At 66.4% G+C, this 20,048-nt stretch carries 18 protein-coding genes; 4 read left to right on the top strand and 14 right to left on the bottom strand.

Annotated elements, in window-relative coordinates; genetic code table 11:
- Positions 1-13: 13 nt before the first annotated feature.
- The 11 genes from K340_RS29615 to K340_RS0112250 form a co-directional block, all read right to left on the bottom strand.
- Positions 14-919: an adenosine deaminase family protein gene (locus tag K340_RS29615; protein ID WP_084614333.1), complete on the bottom strand. Its 906-nt coding sequence runs from the start codon at positions 917-919 to the stop codon at positions 14-16.
- The gene (locus K340_RS0112205) at positions 909-2,336 is read right to left on the bottom strand and encodes an aldehyde dehydrogenase family protein (protein WP_029136913.1); all 1,428 of its coding nucleotides are present in this window, start codon (positions 2,334-2,336) and stop codon (positions 909-911) included. The genes K340_RS29615 and K340_RS0112205 overlap by 11 nt, the downstream gene beginning before the upstream one ends.
- A 45-nt stretch (positions 2,337-2,381) precedes the next feature.
- The gene (locus tag K340_RS0112210; RefSeq protein ID WP_029136914.1) at positions 2,382-3,284 is read right to left on the bottom strand and encodes a dihydrodipicolinate synthase family protein; all 903 of its coding nucleotides are present in this window, start codon (positions 3,282-3,284) and stop codon (positions 2,382-2,384) included.
- 76 nt (positions 3,285-3,360) lie between these two features.
- Positions 3,361-4,158, bottom strand: coding sequence for an enoyl-CoA hydratase-related protein (locus tag K340_RS0112215; protein WP_029136915.1), 798 nt, complete (start codon positions 4,156-4,158; stop codon positions 3,361-3,363).
- Positions 4,155-5,375 (bottom strand): CaiB/BaiF CoA transferase family protein, encoded by a 1,221-nt coding sequence (locus K340_RS29620; RefSeq protein WP_084614335.1) that lies wholly within the window; start codon positions 5,373-5,375, stop codon positions 4,155-4,157. Before K340_RS29620 ends, K340_RS0112215 begins: the two co-directional genes overlap by 4 nt.
- Entirely contained in the window at positions 5,372-6,688 is a 1,317-nt protein-coding gene (locus K340_RS0112225; RefSeq protein WP_084614389.1) for an FAD-dependent oxidoreductase, read from the bottom strand. The genes K340_RS29620 and K340_RS0112225 overlap by 4 nt, the downstream gene beginning before the upstream one ends.
- 92 nt (positions 6,689-6,780) lie before the next feature.
- Entirely contained in the window at positions 6,781-7,599 is an 819-nt protein-coding gene (locus K340_RS0112230) for an ABC transporter permease (RefSeq protein WP_029136917.1), read from the bottom strand.
- Positions 7,596-8,387: an ABC transporter ATP-binding protein gene (locus K340_RS0112235; RefSeq protein WP_029136918.1), complete on the bottom strand. Its 792-nt coding sequence runs from the start codon at positions 8,385-8,387 to the stop codon at positions 7,596-7,598. The genes K340_RS0112230 and K340_RS0112235 overlap by 4 nt, the downstream gene beginning before the upstream one ends.
- Entirely contained in the window at positions 8,384-9,613 is a 1,230-nt protein-coding gene (locus K340_RS35145; RefSeq protein WP_154674226.1) for an ABC transporter substrate-binding protein, read from the bottom strand. The genes K340_RS0112235 and K340_RS35145 overlap by 4 nt, the downstream gene beginning before the upstream one ends.
- Entirely contained in the window at positions 9,613-10,215 is a 603-nt protein-coding gene (locus K340_RS0112245; protein WP_211229399.1) for a helix-turn-helix domain-containing protein, read from the bottom strand. The genes K340_RS35145 and K340_RS0112245 overlap by 1 nt, the downstream gene beginning before the upstream one ends.
- A gap of 116 nt (positions 10,216-10,331) precedes the next feature.
- Complete coding sequence (locus tag K340_RS0112250; protein WP_029136920.1) at positions 10,332-11,108, bottom strand: SDR family oxidoreductase; 777 nt, start codon at positions 11,106-11,108, stop codon at positions 10,332-10,334.
- Positions 11,109-11,336: 228 nt separating this feature from the next.
- On the opposite strand from K340_RS0112250, the gene K340_RS29630 reads away from it, so the two are divergent.
- Genes K340_RS29630 through K340_RS34295 form a run of 3 tightly spaced genes read left to right on the top strand, consistent with a single transcriptional unit; the run spans position 11,337 to position 13,348 of the window.
- Positions 11,337-12,092, top strand: a complete 756-nt coding sequence (locus K340_RS29630; RefSeq protein ID WP_051266051.1) for a FadR/GntR family transcriptional regulator — start codon at positions 11,337-11,339, stop codon at positions 12,090-12,092.
- A gap of 48 nt (positions 12,093-12,140) precedes the next feature.
- Positions 12,141-12,947 carry a BtpA/SgcQ family protein gene (locus K340_RS0112260; RefSeq protein ID WP_161632097.1) on the top strand — a complete coding sequence of 269 codons (807 nt, stop codon included), beginning with the start codon at positions 12,141-12,143 and terminating at the stop codon, positions 12,945-12,947.
- Complete coding sequence (locus tag K340_RS34295; protein WP_051266057.1) at positions 12,947-13,348, top strand: cupin domain-containing protein; 402 nt, start codon at positions 12,947-12,949, stop codon at positions 13,346-13,348. The genes K340_RS0112260 and K340_RS34295 overlap by 1 nt, the downstream gene beginning before the upstream one ends.
- A gap of 145 nt (positions 13,349-13,493) precedes the next feature.
- On the opposite strand, the gene K340_RS0112270 is transcribed toward K340_RS34295, so the two are convergent.
- Positions 13,494-16,691 (bottom strand): alpha-L-rhamnosidase-related protein, encoded by a 3,198-nt coding sequence (locus K340_RS0112270; protein WP_161632098.1) that lies wholly within the window; start codon positions 16,689-16,691, stop codon positions 13,494-13,496.
- A gap of 520 nt (positions 16,692-17,211) precedes the next feature.
- On the opposite strand from K340_RS0112270, the gene K340_RS36645 reads away from it, so the two are divergent.
- Positions 17,212-17,382, top strand: a complete 171-nt coding sequence (locus K340_RS36645) for a hypothetical protein (RefSeq protein WP_211229400.1) — start codon at positions 17,212-17,214, stop codon at positions 17,380-17,382.
- A gap of 512 nt (positions 17,383-17,894) precedes the next feature.
- Here the strand turns inward: K340_RS36645 and K340_RS0112275 are convergent.
- Entirely contained in the window at positions 17,895-18,386 is a 492-nt protein-coding gene (locus tag K340_RS0112275; protein ID WP_029136923.1) for a DeoR/GlpR family DNA-binding transcription regulator, read from the bottom strand.
- Positions 18,387-18,707: 321 nt separating this feature from the next.
- Positions 18,708-20,036 carry a sensor histidine kinase gene (locus K340_RS0112280; protein WP_161632100.1) on the bottom strand — a complete coding sequence of 443 codons (1,329 nt, stop codon included), beginning with the start codon at positions 20,034-20,036 and terminating at the stop codon, positions 18,708-18,710.
- Positions 20,037-20,048: the final 12 nt, after the last annotated feature.

A 20,048-nucleotide genomic window follows, 5' to 3' on the forward strand; every position in this document is an offset into this window, starting at 1 on the left:
GCCGAGCGCGAGCTCAACCGTGCGCAGAGAACTCCATCGACGTGGCGGCCACCGACTCCAACTCGGCGACGGTGAGACCGCAGTCATCGGCTGCGTGCCGGTACTCGGCGTCCAGGTCCGTGTCGAACAGGTAGGTTCCGTCGCTGGCAAGGGAAACCGGCACGCCCGCGCGAACCAGCGCGGCCAGCGGGTGGGCGGCGTAGTCCGGCGCGACGCCGACGTTGACGTTGCTGGTCGGGCAGACGTCCAGGCAGATCCGGCGGTCGGCGAGGTCGGCGACCACAGCCGGATCCTCGATCGCCCGCACGCCGTGCAGGATTCGGTGCGGCTGCAAATGATCCAGCGTGGCGCGGACGGATTCCGCACCGCTGGTCTCTCCCGCGTGCGGGACGGACATCAGCCCGGCGTCCCGGGCGGCCGCGAAGTGATCGGCGTACCAGTGCGCCGGTCCCGGTGGCTCCGGCCCGACCAGACCCAGCCCGGTGACGCCGCGGCCGGCGTATCGGATGGCCAGCGACGCCGTTCGCCAGCCGGCCTGCGGCCCCTCGGCCCGTTGGATCCCCAGGATCAACCCACACCTGTCCCGCGGCAGCGCATCCAGCACCGCGTCCACCAGTTCCTCATCGGCGCCGATCCGGCCGCCGTAGGACGCCGGACACAGGTTCACCTCGGAGAAGGTGACTCCGCGGGCATCCTGGTCGGCCACCAACTCCGCCGCCACCCGGTGCAGCACGGACAGGTCAAGGACGAGGTCGCGGGCCGCCTCGTATTGCGGCGAGAATTCCGCAAAGTCCTGGTACGGCGCCTGTTTCGGGAGCGGCAGCCCACTGCGCTCGGCGAGTTCGCGCGCGGTTGCCGGACGCAGACACGCCTCCAGGTGCAGGTGCAACTCGGCGCGTGCCGGGCCGTTAGAGGTCATGGCCGAGGTACACCGACTTGGACCAGGTGTAGAACTCGAGCGCCGAGGCACCCTGCTCGCGGAACGTGTTGGTGCTGGAGGCTTTCACACCGCCGAACGGCACGTTCAGATCCAGCCCGGTGGTGGGCCGGTTGACCTTGACCACACCGGCCTGGACCCGGGCCGCGAAGTGCTGGGCGGATGCCAGCGAGGTGGTGCAGATGCCCGCGGCCAGCCCGTACACCGAGCTGTTCACCGACTCGATCGCCCCGTCCAACCCCTCCGTGGGCAACACCGCGATCAGCGGGCCGAAGACCTCGTCGGTGACGATCGGATGATCCGCCGTCAGCCCGGTCACCACCGCCGGCCGCAGCAGTCGCCCGTCGCCGTCCCCGCCGGTCAGGGTGCCGTCCGCACGGGCTCGGTCCAGCGCCTTCAGGTCGGTGGCCAACTGCGCGTCCGAGACCACCGGACCCATCGCGGTTCCCTCGGCCAGCCCGTCACCGGGCGTGATGCCGGCGGCGATTTTGCCCAGTGCCGCAACGAATTCGTCGTGAACCCCGGGCATTGCGAGCACCCGGGAGGTCGCCGTACAGGCCTGGCCGGTCAGGCCGAATCCACCGGCCGCGGCCACCCTGGCAGCGACCGCAGGATCGGCGTCGTCCATCACGACCAGGGCGTTCTTGCCACCCATCTCCAGTTGCACCCGCCCGCGGCGCGACTGCACCACGCTGCGGATGTGTTCGCCCACCGCGGTGGAACCCGTGAACGAGACCGCGGCCACGTCCGGATGGGCGCACAGCGCCTCGCCGACCACCGAACCCTTGCCGTTGACGATGTTGAGCACCCCGGCCGGCAGGCCGGCGTCGGTCAACGCGGTCACCAGGTTGTGCACCGACAGCGGCGTCAGGTCGGCCGGCTTGATCACCACGGTGTTGCCGGACACCAGTGCTGGGGCCATCTTCCAGGCCGGGATGGCGATCGGGAAGTTCCACGGCGTGATGAGGCCGACCACGCCGAGCGGCTCCCGCCGGGTGTAGACCATGGTTTCCGGGGTGGCGCTGGGCAGCACGTCACCGGTGGCCTGCCATCCCATCGAGCCGAAGAAGCGCAGGACGTCGATCGCCCGACGCACCTCGCCCATCGCCTCGGCCAGGGTCTTCCCTTCCTCCCTGACCAGATCTTCGGCGACCGGGCGGTGCCGGGACCGAAGGATCTCCGCCGCATCGAGCAGGATCGCCCCGCGGGTCGGCCATGGCTTTCCTGCCCACCCCGGCTGCGCCGCGGTGGCGGCCGCGACGGCGTCCGCGACGGTGTCGGCGTCGCCGCTGGCGACCGTCGCCACCGGTGAGTCGTCAAAGGGGTTGCGGCGCTCGACTTCCGGGTCGCCGACCCATTCCCCGCCAATCAGGTGACGGAGCTCTACGGCTGACGTCATGTCCTTGGGTTTCCTTCCGATTTCGGTGCGGCGGTCAGGGCGTTGCTAGAGCGTTGCTGCGGCCGCCGATTTCGCCGCGTCCAGGTGCCTGCCCAATTGCTCGGACAGCTCGTCCGGCATGCCGCGGCCGGGCAGCCGCACCCCCGATTCGGCTATCAGCCCACGCATCCGCAGTGCCTCCTTGCGAATGCCCAGTGCGATGCCGACCTGCTGTTCGAAGGTGGCCAGCGGCAGGTACGGCAGCCACGCCTCTCGCGCAGCCTCGTACCCGCCCTGTTCCCAGGCCCGCACGCAGGCCAACAGGCCCTCGGGCGCGGAGAATCCGGTCATCGCGCCGGCGGCGCCGGCGGCGAGTTCGTCCAACAGCCCGATGCCGCCCAACCCGCCGAACACCGGGACCTGCAGACCGGCGGCCAGCGCGTGGATCGCGACCGCGGTAGGTGGGGACTCCGCCTTGACCGCCGCGCAGAACGGCTGCCCTCTCAACGCGGCGACCAGCGACTCCGGCCGGATGCTGACGCCGCTGACGGCCGGGTAGTCCTGCACCACGATGCCCAGCCCGGTGGCGTCGTGCACCGCGGCCAGGTGATCGGTCAGGGCGCTCGGGGCGGCGGTATTGACCTGCACCATCACCGCCGCGATCCGGTCGCCGACGATCTCGACGGCCTGGTTGACCTCGTCGATGACGACGCGGGTGCTCAGGCTGGTGGCGCCGACCACGATCGGCAGCTCGCAGGTGTCGGTGACGATCTCCAGGACGGTCGCGCGCTCCTGCTCGGTCAGCCGGGCGGCCTCGCCGAACACGCCCAGCGCCGTCAGCCCCGTCACCCCGATCGACTGGTAGTGCTCGCACAACCTGGCCAGCCCGGACTCGTCCAGATCCAGGACCGAGCCGGTGAACGGGGTGGCGAGCACGCCCCACACCCCCGGCTGCAACGACGTCACCATCGGTTCTTCCTCATCGATACGGCCTCTCGCGTCATGACCTGTCTGTTCCGTTCGCCGGCCGGCTGGATTGTCGCGTTCACCGGCCGGTCCATTGCGGAGCACGCTTCTGCTGGAATGCCAGCAGTCCCTCAACGGAATCCGCGCTGTCCAATGCGGCCATCAGCTCCACCGACCGCTGCGACTGCGCCTGCCGGGCAGTCAGGTGGCTGGTGGTCGCGACCATGTGCTTGATGGCCCGGATCGACGTGGGCGCACAGGCAAGCACGTCGGCGACCCAGCGATCCACCGCCGCATCCAACTCGGCGGCCGGCACCACCTCGTTGACCAGACCCATCCGGTACATCTCCGCGGCCGGCACCCGGCGGCCGGTGAGCAGCAAGCCCATTGCCTGGGTGTGCGGTACCCGTCGGACCAGCTGGGCGATCCCACCGTCGAGCGGCAACCGGCCCACCCGCGGTTCGGTGAGCCCGAACTGCGCGTGGTCGGCGGCGATCACGATGTCGGCGCCGAGCACCATCTCCATCCCGCCGCCCAGGGCGTACCCGTTGACCCGGGCGATCACCGGGACAGGCAACGACTCTCGCATGCTGAGCCCACCGAAACCGTCCGGGCTTCTGGCGGCCCAGTACTCCAGGCCGGTGCGGTCAACGGCCGCCGCAGACATGTCCGCGCCGGTGCAGAACGATCGGTCGCCGGCGCCGGTGAGCACGGCGACGTGCACCTGCGGGTCGCCCTCGATCTGCTGCCAGATGTCCGTCAGCGCCGCCTCGGCCGCCGAGTCCAGGGCGTTCAACACGGCCGGTCGGTCCAGCGTGATGCGCGCGACGTGACCGTCCAGCACGTACCGGACGCCGGTCGGGGTGGTTGTCGTCATACCCGCGCCGCCGCGTCGGCCACCTGTTCCCGGCCACCGGCCGGGCCGGCGCCGCCGTCAGCGTCACCCTCACCGAGCAGTTCGGCGAGCACCTCATCGGTGTGCTCACCCAGCCGCGGCGGCCGGTGCCGCACCCGGGCCGGGGTGGCGGACAGGTGCACCGGCGAGGCGACGGCCCGCATCGGCCGACCCTGCGGATCGGAACCGATCTCGACAATCATGCCGTTGACCGCTGTCTGCTCGTCGGCGAGCGCCTCGGCCAATTGCTGCACCGGCGCCGACAAAAGGTCCTGCCCTTCCAGCCGCGCCATCCAGTATTCGGTGGTGTTGGTAGCGAACCGCTCGCGGAAGATCTGCTGCAACTCCGGCTTCGCCGCGATCTGCAACTCAAGCGTCGCCAGATCCGGTCGCTCCGAGAGATCCTCGGTCAGTTCGAGCGCAATACTGATGTCGCGCAAGGGATTCTCCTTGAACGCACCGACCATCACCAACGCGCCGTCGGTCGTCGGGAACACACCGGACAGCGGCATCGCTCCCCAGTTCACCTCGAAGCCTCGGTTCAGCTGCATGCAGGCCTCCTGCATCTGCGCCGAAAGCATCGAGTCGTACAGCGATACGTCGACCTTCTGCCCGCGACCGGAGCGCTCCCTGGCCAGCAGTGCCAGCAGGATGCCCTGGACCAGATGCATTCCGGCAGAGAAGTCGCCCATGGTGGTGGCATAGATCTTGAATTCGTCGTCCGGGTCGGGCCTGCGGTACATCACTCCCGAATAGGCCTGAGCGAGAATGTCCTGGCCGCCCTTGTGCCGGTACGGCCCGCTGTCGCCGAACCCGGTGCCCTGCGCCCAGATCAGCCGCGGGTTCTCCTTTGCCAGCGCCTCGTAGCCGAATCCCATCCGCTCCATCACCCCGGGCCGGAAGTTCGACACCACCACGTCGGCCTTGCGGGCCAGTGCCAGCACGGCCTGCTTGCCCTGCTCGTCGCGGGTGTTCAGCACCACGGATCGCTTGTTGCGGTTCAGCGACCAGAAGATCGGATCATGTTCCCCGCCGTCCGCCCGGAACGAGGTGCGTGACAGGTCACCGCTTCCCGGCTTCTCGATCTTGATCACGTCGGCGCCGAAGTCTCCCAGCACCTGCGTGGCGCACGGCCCCAGCATCACCTGGGTGAAGTCCAGCACCACGACACCGTCCAGCGGCTGCACCTGCTCGGTCATGAACCCAACTCCAATTCCTCATCGATCGTCGCGTTGGCCGACGGGACATCCCCTGGGTCGGCCCCCTGCTCGCGCATCCCGGCCTGGACCAGCGATGCCGGGACGTCGCGCACCAGGTCCCCGGAGCTCACCGCCAGGGCGCCGGCGATGCCTGCCGCCTGCCCCATGGCCATACAGGGCGGGATCTCCCGGGACATCCGCTGCGCCTGCGGCGAGGCCGAATAGTGTCGGCCGGCCACCAGCAACTGGTCGACACCGCGCGGCAGCAATGCCCGGTACGGCGTGTAGTAGTCCCGGCCCCGCGCCACCGAATCCGCGAAGTGCCGCCGGGTGGTGATGTCCTCCTTGGTGACGACATATTCTCCCTGCAGCAACCGGGTCTGCCGGACCCCGATCTGCTGCGCGACATCCAGCAGGTAGCAGTTCTCGAATCCCGGCAGATCCTGCCGGATCAACTCCAAGGCGGACGCGATCCGTTCCCGCGCCTCGAATTCGGCCATCGTCAGCGAGACCGGGTCGGCGCCGTCGAATCCGGTCAGGTGCGGGCAGTTGCACCACACCACGCCGGGGGACGGCGTCTTGAGCCACCACAGTTCCCACGCCCCGCCGAGCAGCCGCTTGATCTTCCGGTTGATCGCCCGGGTCTCCCGGGGGTTGGCCTGCTCGTAGGCCTCGGCGGCGTCGGTGTCCACTCCCGCCAGCCGGAAAACCAGAGTCACCAGGTACTTGTCGTGGACGAACTCCGCACCCGAACGCGACGCGACGTCGATATCGCCCGTCGTGTCGATGACCACCTCACCGCGGATCGCCTGCGGCCCGGACTTGGTTTCCACCACCACGCCGGTCATCCGGCCATCGGTGACGATGGGTTGGGAGAACCAGCTGTGCAGGCGAAGGTTCACCCCGCTGTCCTGGACGAGGTCGTTGGACACCCGCTTCCAGCCGTCCGGGTCGAAGGAAACGGCGTAGCAGATGGGCTTGGGGGTGACGTGCGACTGGAAGTCGAACGTCCCCCACCTGCCCCACTTCGCCCACATCTCCGGAGAGGAGAACCGCTCCGACTCGGGCGGGCTCACCGCCAGACCGTACTTCTCCAGCCGCTCCACGTACTCCGCAACGATGCCGGTCACGGTGATCTCGCTGCCGTTGCACATGTCGTCCAGCACCAGCACCATGCCGCCGGAAGCCAGCCCGCCGAGCGAGGAATAGCGCTCCAGCAAGGTGACCGAGGCGCCGGACCGGGCGGCTGCGACGGCCGCGCTCACCCCGGCCGGCCCGCCACCTACGACGATGACCTCCGACTCCGCCACCACCGGGACGTCGCGGGACGGCAGCGTCACCGCCGTGACGGCAGCGACCGCCTCGGTGTTCTCGTCCACGACGTCGTCTGCGTCAGTGATGGCATTCACGCGGCCTCCTTGGCGTCCCAGGTCACAACAAGCTTTTCGATAATTCCGATGACGGCGAAGAACAAGGTCGCGAAGATTGACGCGACGATCATGGTTGCCCACAGCAGCGGTACCTGGAAGTTGTAGGTCGCCTGAATGATCAGGTAGCCGAGACCCTGCTGTGATCCGACCCATTCCGCGACGATGGCGCCGATCACCGAGGAGGTCGCCGCAATCTTCAGTGCCGAGAAGAGGTACGGCAACGATGCGAAGATGCGCACCTTGAAGAACACCTCACGACGACTTGCCGACAGCACCCGGAGCAGCTCCAGCGATTGCTTGTCGACGGCCTGCAGCCCGCGCACCATGTTGACCAGTGTCGGAAAGAATGAGATGAGTGCGGCGATAATGATCTTCGGAGAGTATCCGTACCCCAGGATCACCACCAGAATGGGAGCGATCGCCACGATCGGGACCGTCCGAATGAACACCGCAACCGGGAAGAATGCGCGCTCAGCCGTCTTCCAATGCACGAAGATCACGGCCAGGGCGATGGCGACGATATTGCCGGCCAGGAACCCGAATACCGCTTCCAGCACCGTCGGCCAGAGGTTGGCCAGCAACGTCGAGTAGTCGTCCTGGAAGGAACCCAGTACGTCCAGCGGCGAGGGAACGATGTACTTCGGGATCGAGAACACCGCGACGATCACCCACCACAGCGCCACCAGCCCGACGATCGCGGCCACCGGTGGCACCGCCTTGCGCAGGATGTTCCGCCGCCGTGGCGGCGTCGACGTCGGCGATCGATGCGAGAGTTCCGCGGTTGCGCTCGTCATGACTGCTCCAACAGATGCCGCAGCCGGCTGGCCAGGGCGGAAAACTGTGGTAGATCGCGGGTTTCGGACCCCCGCGGGTAGGGCAGGTCGATATCCACGATCTCGCGGATCCGTCCCGGGTGTGCCGACATCACCACCACCTGCTGGGACAGGAACACCGCCTCCGGAATCGAGTGGGTGACGAACACCACCGTCGTGCCCGTCTCCTGCCAGATCCGCAGCAACTCGACGTTGAGCCGGTCGCGGGTGATCTCGTCCAACGCGCCGAACGGCTCGTCCATCAGCAGCACCCTTGGCTGGCAGATCAGCGCCCGCGCGATCGCCACCCGCTGGCGCATGCCGCCGGAAAGTTCGTGCGGATAGGCATGTTCGCGGCCGGCCAGCCCCACCAACGCGAGCAGGTCCTCCGGCGAGTTTGCCTGCCTACCCTGTGGCACCCCGCCCCCGACCTCCAGCGGCAGCCGGACGTTCTCGACGGCAGTGCGCCAGGGCAACAGCGCGGCATCCTGGAAGACGAATCCGATGTCCCGTCCCAACCGCCGCTGGTGCGGGGTCGCGCCGAGAACGTCGACGCCGCCGGTGCTCGGATCCAACAGGTCGGCGATGACCCGCAGCAGCGTCGACTTCCCGCATCCCGACGGTCCGAGCAGGGAGGTGAAGCCACTCGCCGGTAGCGATGCTGTCACCCCGTCCAATGCGGTGACGACGCCCCTGTCGGTGTGGAAGGACACGCCGACGTCCCGCAGGCCGATGGTGCCCGGCTCCGTCATCGTCGCCGGCGCGGTCATGCCTTGCCCGCCTTCGGACGCTCCCCTGCGGTCGCCGTCAGAATATCCAAGGTCATCACTTCGTCGACCTTCGGCGTTGCCCCCTTGAACTGCTTCATCTGTGCCCACAGATCGAGCTGGGACTGCCAGCTTTCCGTGCTCATGATTCCCCAGCCGTCTTTCGCGGTGTCATCATTGAACATGTACGTCATCAGTTTCTTGCCGGCCGCAACCTGGGCGTCCTTGTCCAGTCCACTGAATTGCTTCATCAGCAGGTCCACGGCCTCGTCCGGGTTCTGCCTGGCGTAATCCCAACCCTTCGCGGTCGCAGCGACAAACGCCTGAAGATCACTGGCGCGATGTTCGATGGTGTCGTCTGTCGCGATGTACAGGTTCGCGTACGACGCGATACCGGATTCGCCGATCGTCATGGTCAGGTAGTCGTCCCCGAGCGGCGCATAGGACTGCAAATTGGTCGTCCAACCCGTGAACACGTCGATCCGACCGGTCACCAGCGGGGTCACATCGCTGCCCACCACCTGGACATTGACCTGCGACGGATCGATGTTGTTCTTCTCCAGCACTGCCTGCACCAGGACCTGACCCGTCGACTGCGTGCCGACCGTCTTTCCGATGAGATCTTCCGGCCTTTGCACCGGATTCTTGGGCAGTGAGAGCATCGCCCATGGCCATGACTGCAGCCCGCTGGCGAATGCCTTGATCGGCACCCCCTGCGAGCGGCCGAGCATGACAGCCGGGCTGGAGGATGTCTGCGCGAACGTCACCGCGCCGGAGGCAGTGGTGGTGATCGGGTCGATGCTGGGGCCGCCCGGCCGGAAGGTGAGATCCAGCCCGGCTTCGGCGTACCAGCCCTTTCTGGAGCGCGACCACGTCGCCGAGAGCGCCGTTGTCGCCGACCCAGGCGATCTGGTAGTCGACCTTGCTCTTCGCACCCGAGCCGCTCGCGGCGGCCGAACCGGTTGCGCCGGCAGGCGTTTCGTCCGCGCCGCAGCCGGCGAGCAAAGGGACGCCGAACGCGGCGCCGGCCGCCACGGCGGCGCCGCCGGTGAACAGCCGGCGGCGAGAGATGATGAGCGGGTGCTTGTTGTTCGCAGGCATGTCGGACTCCAAAGCTCGAGGGGATACTGTCCATCGATCGACGACAGGATGCCGACGATCTCGCGAGTGGTGTCGATATGGGTGGTGCGTGCCGCCAGGCTGCTGGAGCCGGACGGCGGGTGGTCCACTAGAACGTGGGTGGCGTGATCACCCAGATTGCCTTCACGGTGGTGTCACCGCGATTGGAATACCAGTGCGGAGTGGTGCTGGCGTACGTGATGGAGTCGCCGGGTTCCAGTTCGTAGGGAACCCCGTCGAGCCAGACCGTGTGCTGGCCTTCGAGAATCAGTCCGAATTCTTCGCCGGCGTGCTGAAAGGGCGTCGCTTCCGAGTTGTATCCGGGTGGTTCCTCCACCCAGACCACCTCCAACGCATGCTTCAGGGACGGCGTCAGCAATTGATGCATCGCCCCGGAAGAACCGTTGTGCGGGTCCAGGTCCCGGCGAGCGCCTGCCCGTACGACAGGCGAAGTCCCGTCCGTGGTGTACAACAACCGAGCGAACGGAACGTCCAGCGCATGGGCGATCTGGACGAGCGTGTTGAACGAGGGGTTGCCCTTGCCACGCTCCAACATGCTGATGTGCCCGACGGAGACATCGGACAGCTCAGCCAATTCCTTGATCGTGCGGCCCTGCTGTTCGCGGATGGCGCGTAGCCGGGAGCCGATCTGCTCCATCAGTTGCCCGGCGGCCATCGGCGGGCCGGCGGCGTCCAGGTCTACGTGGTCCACCGGCACCTCCCTCGTCGGGCTTCAGAACGATGCGGTTCAGTGTCAGTGAACTTCTTCACTGTGTCAAGACCCTCGGTGAAACTTCCGCTTACCGGCGCCGTAACGACAGGGCCCGGTCAGAGGTGATGCAGCATTCCGCCGTCACAGCGCACCGCAGACCCGGTGACGTACGCCGCCGACTCGGAGCACAGGAAGGCCGCCACCGCACCGAATTCGGCCGGTGTGCCGTACCGGCCGGCCGGAATCAAGGTGGCGGCCGCGGCCGCCACCTCCGCCGGCGCACGCCCCTCGCGTTCGGCGCGCGCCGCATCCAGGCTCTGCACCCGATCGGTGTCGATCCGCCCCGGCAGCAACATGTTCACGGTCACGCCGTCGGCCGCAACCTCGCTCGCCAACGACTTCACATACGCAGCGAGAGCCGACCGGCCCACATTGGACAACACCAGCCCCCCAATGGGTTCCAACACGCCGCTGGACCCGACGGAGAGGATGCGGCCCCAACGCCGCTCACGCATCCCGGGCAGGACCTGCGCCACCAACGACTGCTGGAACACCAAAAGGGACTCCATCGCGGCGCGCAGGTCATCCGCATCGATCTCGGTCGCGGTGGCGGGCCTTGGCCCGGGACCATTGAGGACGGCGATGTCGAGCTCCGCGCCCAGTGCCGCACGAGCGGACTCCACCAGTTCGCCGGCGGCACCCGGCGTCGTGACATCGCACGGCGCCGCGACCGCGTCGGGCAGACTCGCCGCGAGCTGCTCGGCCATCTCCGCCCGCCGCCCGCTGATCACCACCCGCGCGCCCTCGGCCGCCAGAGCCTCGGCGGTTGCCCGACCGAGGCCACCGGTCGAGGCGCATACCAAAGCAGTCCGCCCACGCAGTCCCAGATCCATGATGCCACTCCTGTTCGTCAATGTGTCATGTCGGTCGGGCCGAGAGTAGCCGCCCACTCAGGAATCCGAGCCCCACACTGACACCCGAGCCCGCCCTGCGACAAGGGGTGTCCCCCTTCACATCTCACACCGCGTCGCCCGAACGCCGCTGGTGACATCGCCGACTCTTGCCCTCGGCGCCCGAGTGTTCTACGGTAGTCGTAACACGTCATACCAGTTGGAGTCAGCGTGACAGAACATCCAGCAGAGCTTCCGGATCGCTCGCAACGTCCGCGCGAGAGCGCGCCGGAGTGGGTCCGCGATGAAATCCTGAAGTGGATCGAGCAGGGCACCTACAAGCCCGCCGATCCGCTGCCCTCCGAGCGCGAGCTCCAGATCATGTTCGGCGTGAGCCGGGTGGTCGTCAGGGAAGCCATCGTCCGGCTACAGGCAATCGGCCTGGTGAAGGTGGAGCACGGTCGCGGGAGCAGCGTCAATGCCACCCTGCCGGACCTGATGCGCGGGCCGTTCCGCGTCTGGCTGGACCTCAATCGCGACGAAGTGGTCAACCTGCTGAAGCTCCGCCGCGCGCTGGACGGGCTCGCGGCGGAAGAGGCTGCGGCGGCGGACGAAGGCCCGATCGAAGTGATCGTCGAGCGGGAACAGGCATTCGCCGCGGCAGTGGCATCCGATGCCGATCCCGTGCGGCTGGTGACCCTGGACAAGGAGCTGCATGTGGCCATCGCGAATGCGGGCGGCGTACGCATCGTTGCGCAGCTGTTGGGCGATCTGGACGCCAACTCTGCCAACATCCATCGCACCAGCATGGCGATGCCCGGTCGGCCGGCGGCATCGGTGCGCGATCACCGGGCAATCGTGACGGCCATCAAGGACCGCAACGCGACACGGGCCCGACGCGCAGCGGAGCGGCACGTCGAAGGGACCATCGCGCAGGTCCAAGCGGTTCTTGCAGAGCAAACCAATACATCGGCCGTACCGAGCTAATTCGGTCGGTCGCCGAACCCGTCATCCAACCCAACGATGGAGAACACGATGCCCCGTACCTTTACCCTGTCGTCCCTGTTCGGCGTCGACCGTCCCGTTCTCGGCGGCATGCTGCTGCCTCCCCTGCTCGGCGCTCCACGGTCGACGATGTCCGTCTTCGAGATCGCCGATCGTGCCGTCGAGGAGGCCCGTGCCTTCGAGGCGGCCGGGGTTCGCGGGCTCACCCTGGAGAACGTCGGCGACAATCCTTTCCCGCGGGACACCGCCGCAGACGAGACCATCGCGGCGTTCTCGATCGTCGCCGCGGCCGTGAAGCGTGCCGTCGACCTTCCCATCGGGATCAACGTCATGCGGAACTCCTGGAGCGCGGCGATGGCGATTGCCGCTGCGGTGGAAGCACAATACGTGCGCATCAACGTTCTGGGGGACGCGCTGGTCGCCGATCAAGGCATCATCCAGGGCTGTGCCAGTGAGTTGCTCCGCTACCGCAAATACCTGGGCGCGGAAAATGTTCGGATCTTCGCCGACGTCGACTGCAAGCACGGCGGACCGCTCACCATCCGCCCGCTCGAGGTGATCGCACGCGACACCGCCTACCGGCAGATGGCCGACGTCCTGCTGGTGACAGGCCCCGACTCGGACACCCCGCCGCAGGTGTCGGACATCGAGACGGTCAAGGCCGCGGTACCGGACGTGCCCGTGGTCATCGCCAGCGGTATGAGCGACCAGTCGCTGGATCTGGTCAAGGCCTGCGACGGCACCACCATCGGCACCTTCGCCCGCGGCTGGGACATCAACGGCCCGATCGATCACGAAATCGTCAGCACCTTCGTCGCCAGCGTGCGGGACCTGTGATGTCGGCCGAGAACCGTCCGGCGACTGACCGTGAGACGCCGCAAGTCTTCCAGCTTGCGGATCTGCCGGTCACCCAGATCGGCGACACCTACCGCATGGCGGCCATCCCCGGCGACAACGTGACCGTCGGTATGCACTGGTTTCAGCCGGACCATCCGGCCTGGCCGGCGCCGCACAGCCATCCCTACGACCAACTCGCCTTCGTTCTTCAGGGATCGATGCGGTTCACCCTCGGCGACGACACTCGCGATGTCCACGGTCCGGCCGTGGTCTGGATACCCGCAGGCCTGCCGCACTCGGCCGATGTGATCGGCGACGAGCCCTGCTTCAACCTGGATGTTTTCGGACTGGTGCGTGAGGACTTCGCCCGGTTGTTCCCCGCCGAGCGGGTCGCCACCTGACTGACGGCAATGTCCCGCCCCCCAAGGGGTTTCAAGACGGACCAACCATCGATCCGCTGCTGGCCAGCAGACCCGGCGCGCCAGTGAGGCCCGCCTCCCGTCCGGGATGCGGGCCCCACTGTTCCGGCTCTGCCGAGTGTCGTGATCAGCTCAGGGTGAACACCACAGTGGTGGTGTTGCCGAGCAGATCATTCACCACGAGGGTGTTCTCGCCTGTCGTCGCACCGAACTCGCCCGGCGCGACGTAGTTGAGATCTGACCACGTGTTGTCGGTCAGATCCTTCTCAACCCCGTTGAGCGTCAGGCGATCCACCTTCGACGGATCATGCAACTTGAACGACACCTTCGAGTAGACGCCGTCCGAACCCACCGTGTACTGCGCACCATCCTTGACAGTGACCTGGGGACCGGTCGCATCGAGTGAGAACTCGACTGTCGTCGAGTTGCCAAGAACGTCGTACACCTTCAGCGTGTTCTTACCCTCTACCGCACCGAACTTGCCCGGAGCGACGAAGTTGAGATCGGACCACGTGTTGTCGGTCAGGTCCTTCTCGACCCCGTTCAGGGTCAGGCGATCCACCTTTGACGGATCGTGCAGCTTGAACGACACCTTCGAATACAGCCCGTCCGATCCCACCGTGTACTGTGCGCCATCCTTGACAGTGACCTCGGGCCCACGCGGCTCATAGTCGACCGGGAACGAGCTGAACTCAAATGTTCCGCTGCCGACGTTGTACACGTCGTAGCTGCCGTCGCGTCTGATCCACTGGCTGCCGGGCGTGAGCGCCTTGCTCACGGATCCATTCGCGGACGACAGCGGTACCCACACTTCACCGGACGTGCCTTCGGGCGCCGTGACCTGCAGGTGGAACGTCCCATCGGACGAGCCCGCACGAGCCTTCTCGTCCTGTGCCCACCTGACCTGGAGCGCACCATGCGCGGTGGGTACCTGTCCCTGTGCCCATTCGAGATCCGTGGGCTGAGGCTTCACCTCCCATTTGGCGTATCCCGGATCGATCGCAGTCGCCCCGACGACTGCTTCGGTCAGCACCTGGGTCGGACCCGCGCCCCAGGCGTGAGCGAGGCTGTCGAATCCTCGGCTGGGAAGGCCGTTCTCCAGCACGAACTCCCAGAAGGTCCCGGTGTAGTAGCCGGAGTCCGGATTGACCTGCAGGCCCCACATCCGGCGCATCAGTTCGAGGGCGCCGGCCGCATCATTGCTGCGGAGTCGGGCAAGCATCTCCCACGTGTTATTCAGTGGTTCGATGGTGTGCCCGTACGGATCCGCCATACTCGGACCCGGCTGCGAGATCTCGCTCCCGTGCTCGAGCCACGCGTTCTGGAAGTAGTCCAAGATGTGCTGAACCTGGTCGGCCGGAGCAACACCGAGTCGAACGGCGTTCATGTTCGCATCGAGCGGGAACACGTCAGGCCGGCTGTCGGTGTGTTGATACAGGCCCTCCTGCGCATTGAACAGGTGTGCGTTGATCGCTTCCTTGAGAGCGGCAGCGCGTGCGTTGTAGTCGACTGCCTTGTCCGGGTTACCGACGTGGGTCTGGAGCCACGCCATGTCCTGCAGGAACTCAAGGTAGACGAGGTTGTACTCCGTTACCTCGCCGTTCTGACGGGTCTGCCAGTAGTCGTTGTCGTTCGTGACGACCAGGCCGTTCTCGTCCAGTCGCGTCGCGTGGTACGTGAGCGCGGCCTCCAGGTTGGGCAGAACCGACTCGATGTAGGCGGTGTCGCCCGTGTAGCGGTAGTACTGCACCGCGATCATGGCCGAGTAGGCCGAGTACGTCATCGCGTAGTCGAATCCTCCACAGCCACGGAAGCCCACCGCACTGGTGAGGCGTCCGTTCGGCGCCTGCAGGTCCATGAATGCGTCGATCGAGCCTGTCACATACGGTGAGGCGTTCGAACCGAGCGACAGCATGGCGACGGGGTCGCTGATCATCAGGTCCCCCGACCAGATCGCCCGGTCACGCTTGGCACCGTCGAAGATGACCGGCTTGTCGAAGCACTGCTCCACACCCGGTGGGACCATGTCCATCTGAGCCGTGTACGCACCGGCGTACCACATGCGGTTCAGCTGGTCATCGCTCGAGAGGAACCAGCCCTGGTACTGCTCGGGCGTTGCCCGGTAGGCCTTGAAGTTCAGGCCTGCCGTTCGGATCTTTATCGTTCCGGGAGTGCGTAGTTCGATCGCCTCGAACCGGAAGCCGCCTCGCAGCGCGCCGGTGTAGGTGCGCGGCTCGTCGATCGTGAGGTTGATCTGACCTCCGTTGTCGTTGACATAGGTGCCCAGGCCCGTGACTGTTTCGCCGGGGTCGTGCGCGTTCTTCAGCGCCGGCTTGAACGACACTCCGGTTCCCGCGCTGTTGACCGGCGTCCCGGCCGGTACCGGGGATGCCAGAGCCGGTGTGAAGGTGATACCGCTGCCAAGGCTTTGAATCGCCGTTCCCGCGTCGATCGTCGCATCGAGTGCCGTGGTGAACGTGATACCGGTCCCGGGAGAGGCCACCGTCGTACCGACGCCGTGGGCGGCAGCGAGCACCGGCGCGATGCCGACGCCGGTGCCGGGCTTGCTGGTGTTGAGCACAGGCGATCCGACCGCGTGGACGACGCTCAGCGGAGAGTCGACCGTCAGTACCTGGCTCCCACCCGTGCCGGTGACCGAGGTGACCGCACGCGTCTCCGATTCATCGCCGGAACCGATGGAGATCTGGTCCCCGGGTTCGAACCCGGCGTTGCTTGCCACCCGAAGGGTCGTCGGCCCGGGCGGCTCCGCGATGCTGCTGTTCCACGGGCTGATCCCGTACGCGCCGGTCACGATTGCTGCTGTCCACGACGTGTCGTCGAAGCCTGCCTCGGCCCAGCCCGAGGGCGGGCTCGCCGGCGTGCCGGCCAACGCCTTCCACGTCCCGTCGCTGACGAGGTGCTCCGAACCGATGTCCGCAGAGACGAGCAGACCGCCCCCGCTACCGGCATTGGTCACGGCGGTGGCGATGACGTTCATACCAGGGACCAGCAACGGCTTGATGTCGACGATCTGCGACGTCCGCCACGCGTTGTCGATACCCGCGGAGGTCGCCACCTCGGTGCCGTTGACGTAGGTCGTGTGACTGTCGTCCGCATTGATGCGCAGCACCGCGGACGACAGCGCTGCAGGGTCCGAGACATCGAACGTCTTCCGCACGTAGATCGTGCCTGCGGTGGTGTTGCTCGCCGCTCCCGCCGCGTTCCAGATCCAGTTGGCACCGGCCAGGCTGGGCACCGCGATCCCAGAGGTTGTGTTGGCGGCTGCCACGCTGGTGCTGACGCCGGCAGTGCCGACGTCGGTCACCGTGACGTGCTCTTGGGCCGGCCCCGGATCGACATCGATCTCGGCACCGACGGTCAGTCCGTCCACCCTGGAAACCTTGAGGTTGTCGTCACCGGCGACCGCCGCGGCGAGCAATTGGCCCGTCGAAGCCGCCGTTCCGACCTCGCCCACGGTACGAACGACTGCGTCATCCCCCGAGCCAGTGACAGCTTGGTCTCCCACGCCGAAGCCGGTCGTGTCCGCGACCTTGACATTCGTCGATCCGGCCTCCGCCGGGTAAACGAGCGTCGTCGGCGCGCCGGCTGACGTCCCCACCTTGGAGATTGTCGCCTTTATCGCCGCTGCGCCCGATCCGATCGTGAGCGGACCACCGACGGCATACCCACTGACATCGGCAACCTTCACGTTGCCGTCACCCGCGTCCGCCGACAGCACCGTCGCCGTCTCCCGCGCGGCGGACGTGCCCACGTCGGTGACCTTCGCAGTCTCTGCGGTCCCGCCGCTGCCGATGGTGATGGAGGTCCCCGGGTAGAACGGCGCCGTGCTAGTGACCTTGACGTTCTTCTGCCGTTTCGCCGCCGCGGCCGACAGCGTCGTGGTCTGGTTCGAGTTGAGGAACGGCAGGGCTTCGCTCGTCGAGATCCGCACCTGCGGTGATCCGGACGCCGCCCTGACCTCGAGGTACGGCGTGCCGCCGACCTCCTGTCCGTAGTCGAGCACGACGACCGCGGGTGGCCCACCGGGCTCCACGGTCATGGTGGTCGTGCCGTTCTCCTTCGTCAGCGCCTGCGCATTCTTCACGCTCCCGTGCGACCTGGTGATCGCAGTCGGGTGCACGTCGTCGCTCGACGGCCCGGGTACGTACTGCTCCCAATCGGCATTCGACGGCCAGGTTGGGAGCGCGGACGAAGAATCTGCTCCGTCCGAAGCCGACGAACTGCCGCTGCCGGCAGCGGACGCCGGCGCTGCCGCGAGCGAGACCACGAGGACCCCTGCGGCGACGCCGGCAACAGCTTTGCCGAATGCACGACCGGTCGGCGCGCGTCCCGTCAATCTTCGCCCGACGCGTTCGCCGCGTCGCCTTGCTCGAACGTGTTCTCGCACAGCCAACCTCCGATGGTTCGTTCATGACGCCCGACGTCTCTCGCCGGAACGCACACGGCCGCCCGATCGACCGAGGACTTCTCAGGAATGCAGGCACATTCCTGCAGAACATTCGATCCGTCAATGATTCATTTGGAACTGGATCTGCTTGCCGACTGGTAGGACAATTAGCCGGTGAATAGCTTGGGACGGCAGAAATACGTAAGGCCCGAAACGATCGAACTGATTGGCCCGCACCAGGGCGAAGCGCCGTTCGCACTGACCAACGAATCGCCGTTTGCTATGAGCAATGGCCGGCTCGCGCTCCATCAAACCCGACACCGCCGTATAGGAAGTGCCGCCGAAGAATCCGATCCGAAAAGTACGACGATCCAGAAGGGTGTCACCTGGGATAATGGATCGGGAGGGGCGATCTATCTCGCCCCCGAACAGGACCGTGGAGTGTGTGGTGTGCTGCGACAGGAAGATGGCCAGGTCGATGCCGGAGGTAGATACTCTCAGGTCAGGGCACTCCGTCATGAGATGAGCGAGTTGCAATGACTGGGGCGACCCGTCCATGAACACCTCCTCCCCGCACCGGAGCTGCGACAGGACCGAATTCAGCTGTGGCATGCCCGGGCCGAGCCCTGCCCGCCGTTTGATCACGTATCATCCCCTTGAGATGAAGCCGGAAGGCCGAACGCTCGACCGCGTTTGACTCGATAGTAAAGCTTTGATCTGTGATACTGAACTCCATAAAGAACGCGTTCGTCAATAGCTGGAGGAAAGTGAAAGCTGCCGCCTTTCGATTGACAGGCGCCCATCCTTCGCGGACAAACGTTAACCCAGATGACACTGCAATAGTTCAACAAATCTGAGGTATCTGAGATTGGCTTGGGGCCCACGTCCGCCGTGCTGGCGGGAGTGGCGAGGCCATGGAGTGTGGTCCGAACCTTATTCAGACGCAGGGTCCACCTTCGTCAGCGGACCGTCGTAAGACTTGAGAGTCATCGTCACCAGCCAATCAGCACCATCGTGCCCGGCGGTCAACGATCCGCCGCTGGCCTCCAGAGCAGATCGGGCGATGCTCAGTCCGATCCCGGTCGAGCCGGCTGCGGGTGGCCGCATACGGTGAGGCGCTCCCGGATCTGCATTTCGCACCCGGATGACGATGGTGTTGTCGACCTGCCGCACGGTGGCGGAGTAGCCGACACCGGGCGGGGTGTGCCGGTAGATGTTGCTGACAACCGCGTCAATAGCGGTGCCGAGATGCTTGGTCGACAGCGCTACGAATAGCGGTGCGGAACCGCCGTCGAGTTGTACCTGCCTGTCTTGAGCCTTGGCTGCCGCGGACCAGAAGCGGAACTGCTCGCGAAGGACCTCTACGGCATCAGACCGTTCGGCAAGACCGTCTTCGCGGCGATGCCTGGATTCGTTGATGACGTTGTCGAGCCCCTGTTCAAGGGCGAGAATCGCCTGCTGCACCCGGCGAAGCTGCTCCGGCCGCTCCGTCAGCACAGCCTCAAGTCGTTCGGTTTCCAGCGACAGGACTGTCAACGGCGTTCGGAGTTGATGAGACACGTCAGCAGCACGCTCGCGTTCACGGGCCAGCAGGCGTTCAATACGGCCGGATAGTTGCGTAAGGGCAACTCCCAGGTTGACGATCTCTGGGGGTCCTTTGACCGGTACCGGAGTGTTCAGGTCGCCTCGTCCGAGCGACTCCGCAGCATGCAGGACGGAGTCGATCGGTCGCGTGATGCGCCTGGCCAACAAGAGAGCAGCCCCCAGTGAGACCACGAGAGCGCCGGCGCCTGAGCCTGCGATGAGAAGCCATCGCTGTCTTTCCTGTTGGCGGATCAGGTCTCTGGTGATCGTGCCTTCGACGATCCACGACGAGGTTCCCGTGAAAACACCCTGAGAGGCGATCCGGTCGCCGTTCTGGTCGACGTAGAACCGAGGGGAGAGCCGGTCCAACGGCGACCGTGGTTGCTGGACCGAATAGGTCCCGGGCCATCGCGCCCGAACGGCGGCGGCATCGCTGCCTACGTAAGTGTGGAAAGGCGTCTTGACACCGATCCGGGTTCCCGTGACTGTATCCACTGACTCCGTAAAGGCAGCCACTTGTTGGTCGGTTCGATCGCCGCTGAGTATGTAGTCGGCAATGGCGAGAATCTGTTGGCGAAGGTTCTGGTCAAGCTGCCCAGTCACCCGAGTATGGACCAGGGGCAGTGCCGCGAAGCCGAGAACCACCAGCACCAGGGTGCTGGTGAACGCCGTCAACATCAGCAGTCTCCG

Origin of the sequence: Nakamurella lactea DSM 19367, from assembly GCF_000426645.1 — a bacterium.
GTDB lineage: Bacteria > Actinomycetota > Actinomycetes > Mycobacteriales > Nakamurellaceae > Nakamurella > Nakamurella lactea.

Excerpts from the sequence above, each read along its gene's own strand:
- K340_RS29615 (WP_084614333.1), bottom strand. The coding sequence starts at position 919 with ATGACCTCTAACGGCCCGGCACGCGCCGAGTTGCACCTGCACCTGGAG.
- K340_RS0112205 (WP_029136913.1), bottom strand. The coding sequence starts at position 2,336 with ATGACGTCAGCCGTAGAGCTCCGTCACCTGATTGGCGGGGAATGGGTC.
- K340_RS0112210 (WP_029136914.1), bottom strand. The coding sequence starts at position 3,284 with ATGGTGACGTCGTTGCAGCCGGGGGTGTGGGGCGTGCTCGCCACCCCG.
- K340_RS0112215 (WP_029136915.1), bottom strand. The coding sequence starts at position 4,158 with ATGACGACAACCACCCCGACCGGCGTCCGGTACGTGCTGGACGGTCAC.
- K340_RS29620 (WP_084614335.1), bottom strand. The coding sequence starts at position 5,375 with ATGACCGAGCAGGTGCAGCCGCTGGACGGTGTCGTGGTGCTGGACTTC.
- K340_RS0112230 (WP_029136917.1), bottom strand. The coding sequence starts at position 7,599 with ATGACGAGCGCAACCGCGGAACTCTCGCATCGATCGCCGACGTCGACG.
- K340_RS0112235 (WP_029136918.1), bottom strand. The coding sequence starts at position 8,387 with ATGACCGCGCCGGCGACGATGACGGAGCCGGGCACCATCGGCCTGCGG.
- K340_RS0112250 (WP_029136920.1), bottom strand. The coding sequence starts at position 11,108 with ATGGATCTGGGACTGCGTGGGCGGACTGCTTTGGTATGCGCCTCGACC.
- K340_RS0112260 (WP_161632097.1), top strand. The coding sequence starts at position 12,141 with ATGCCCCGTACCTTTACCCTGTCGTCCCTGTTCGGCGTCGACCGTCCC.
- K340_RS34295 (WP_051266057.1), top strand. The coding sequence starts at position 12,947 with ATGTCGGCCGAGAACCGTCCGGCGACTGACCGTGAGACGCCGCAAGTC.
- K340_RS0112275 (WP_029136923.1), bottom strand. The coding sequence starts at position 18,386 with ATGCCACAGCTGAATTCGGTCCTGTCGCAGCTCCGGTGCGGGGAGGAG.
- K340_RS0112280 (WP_161632100.1), bottom strand. The coding sequence starts at position 20,036 with ATGTTGACGGCGTTCACCAGCACCCTGGTGCTGGTGGTTCTCGGCTTC.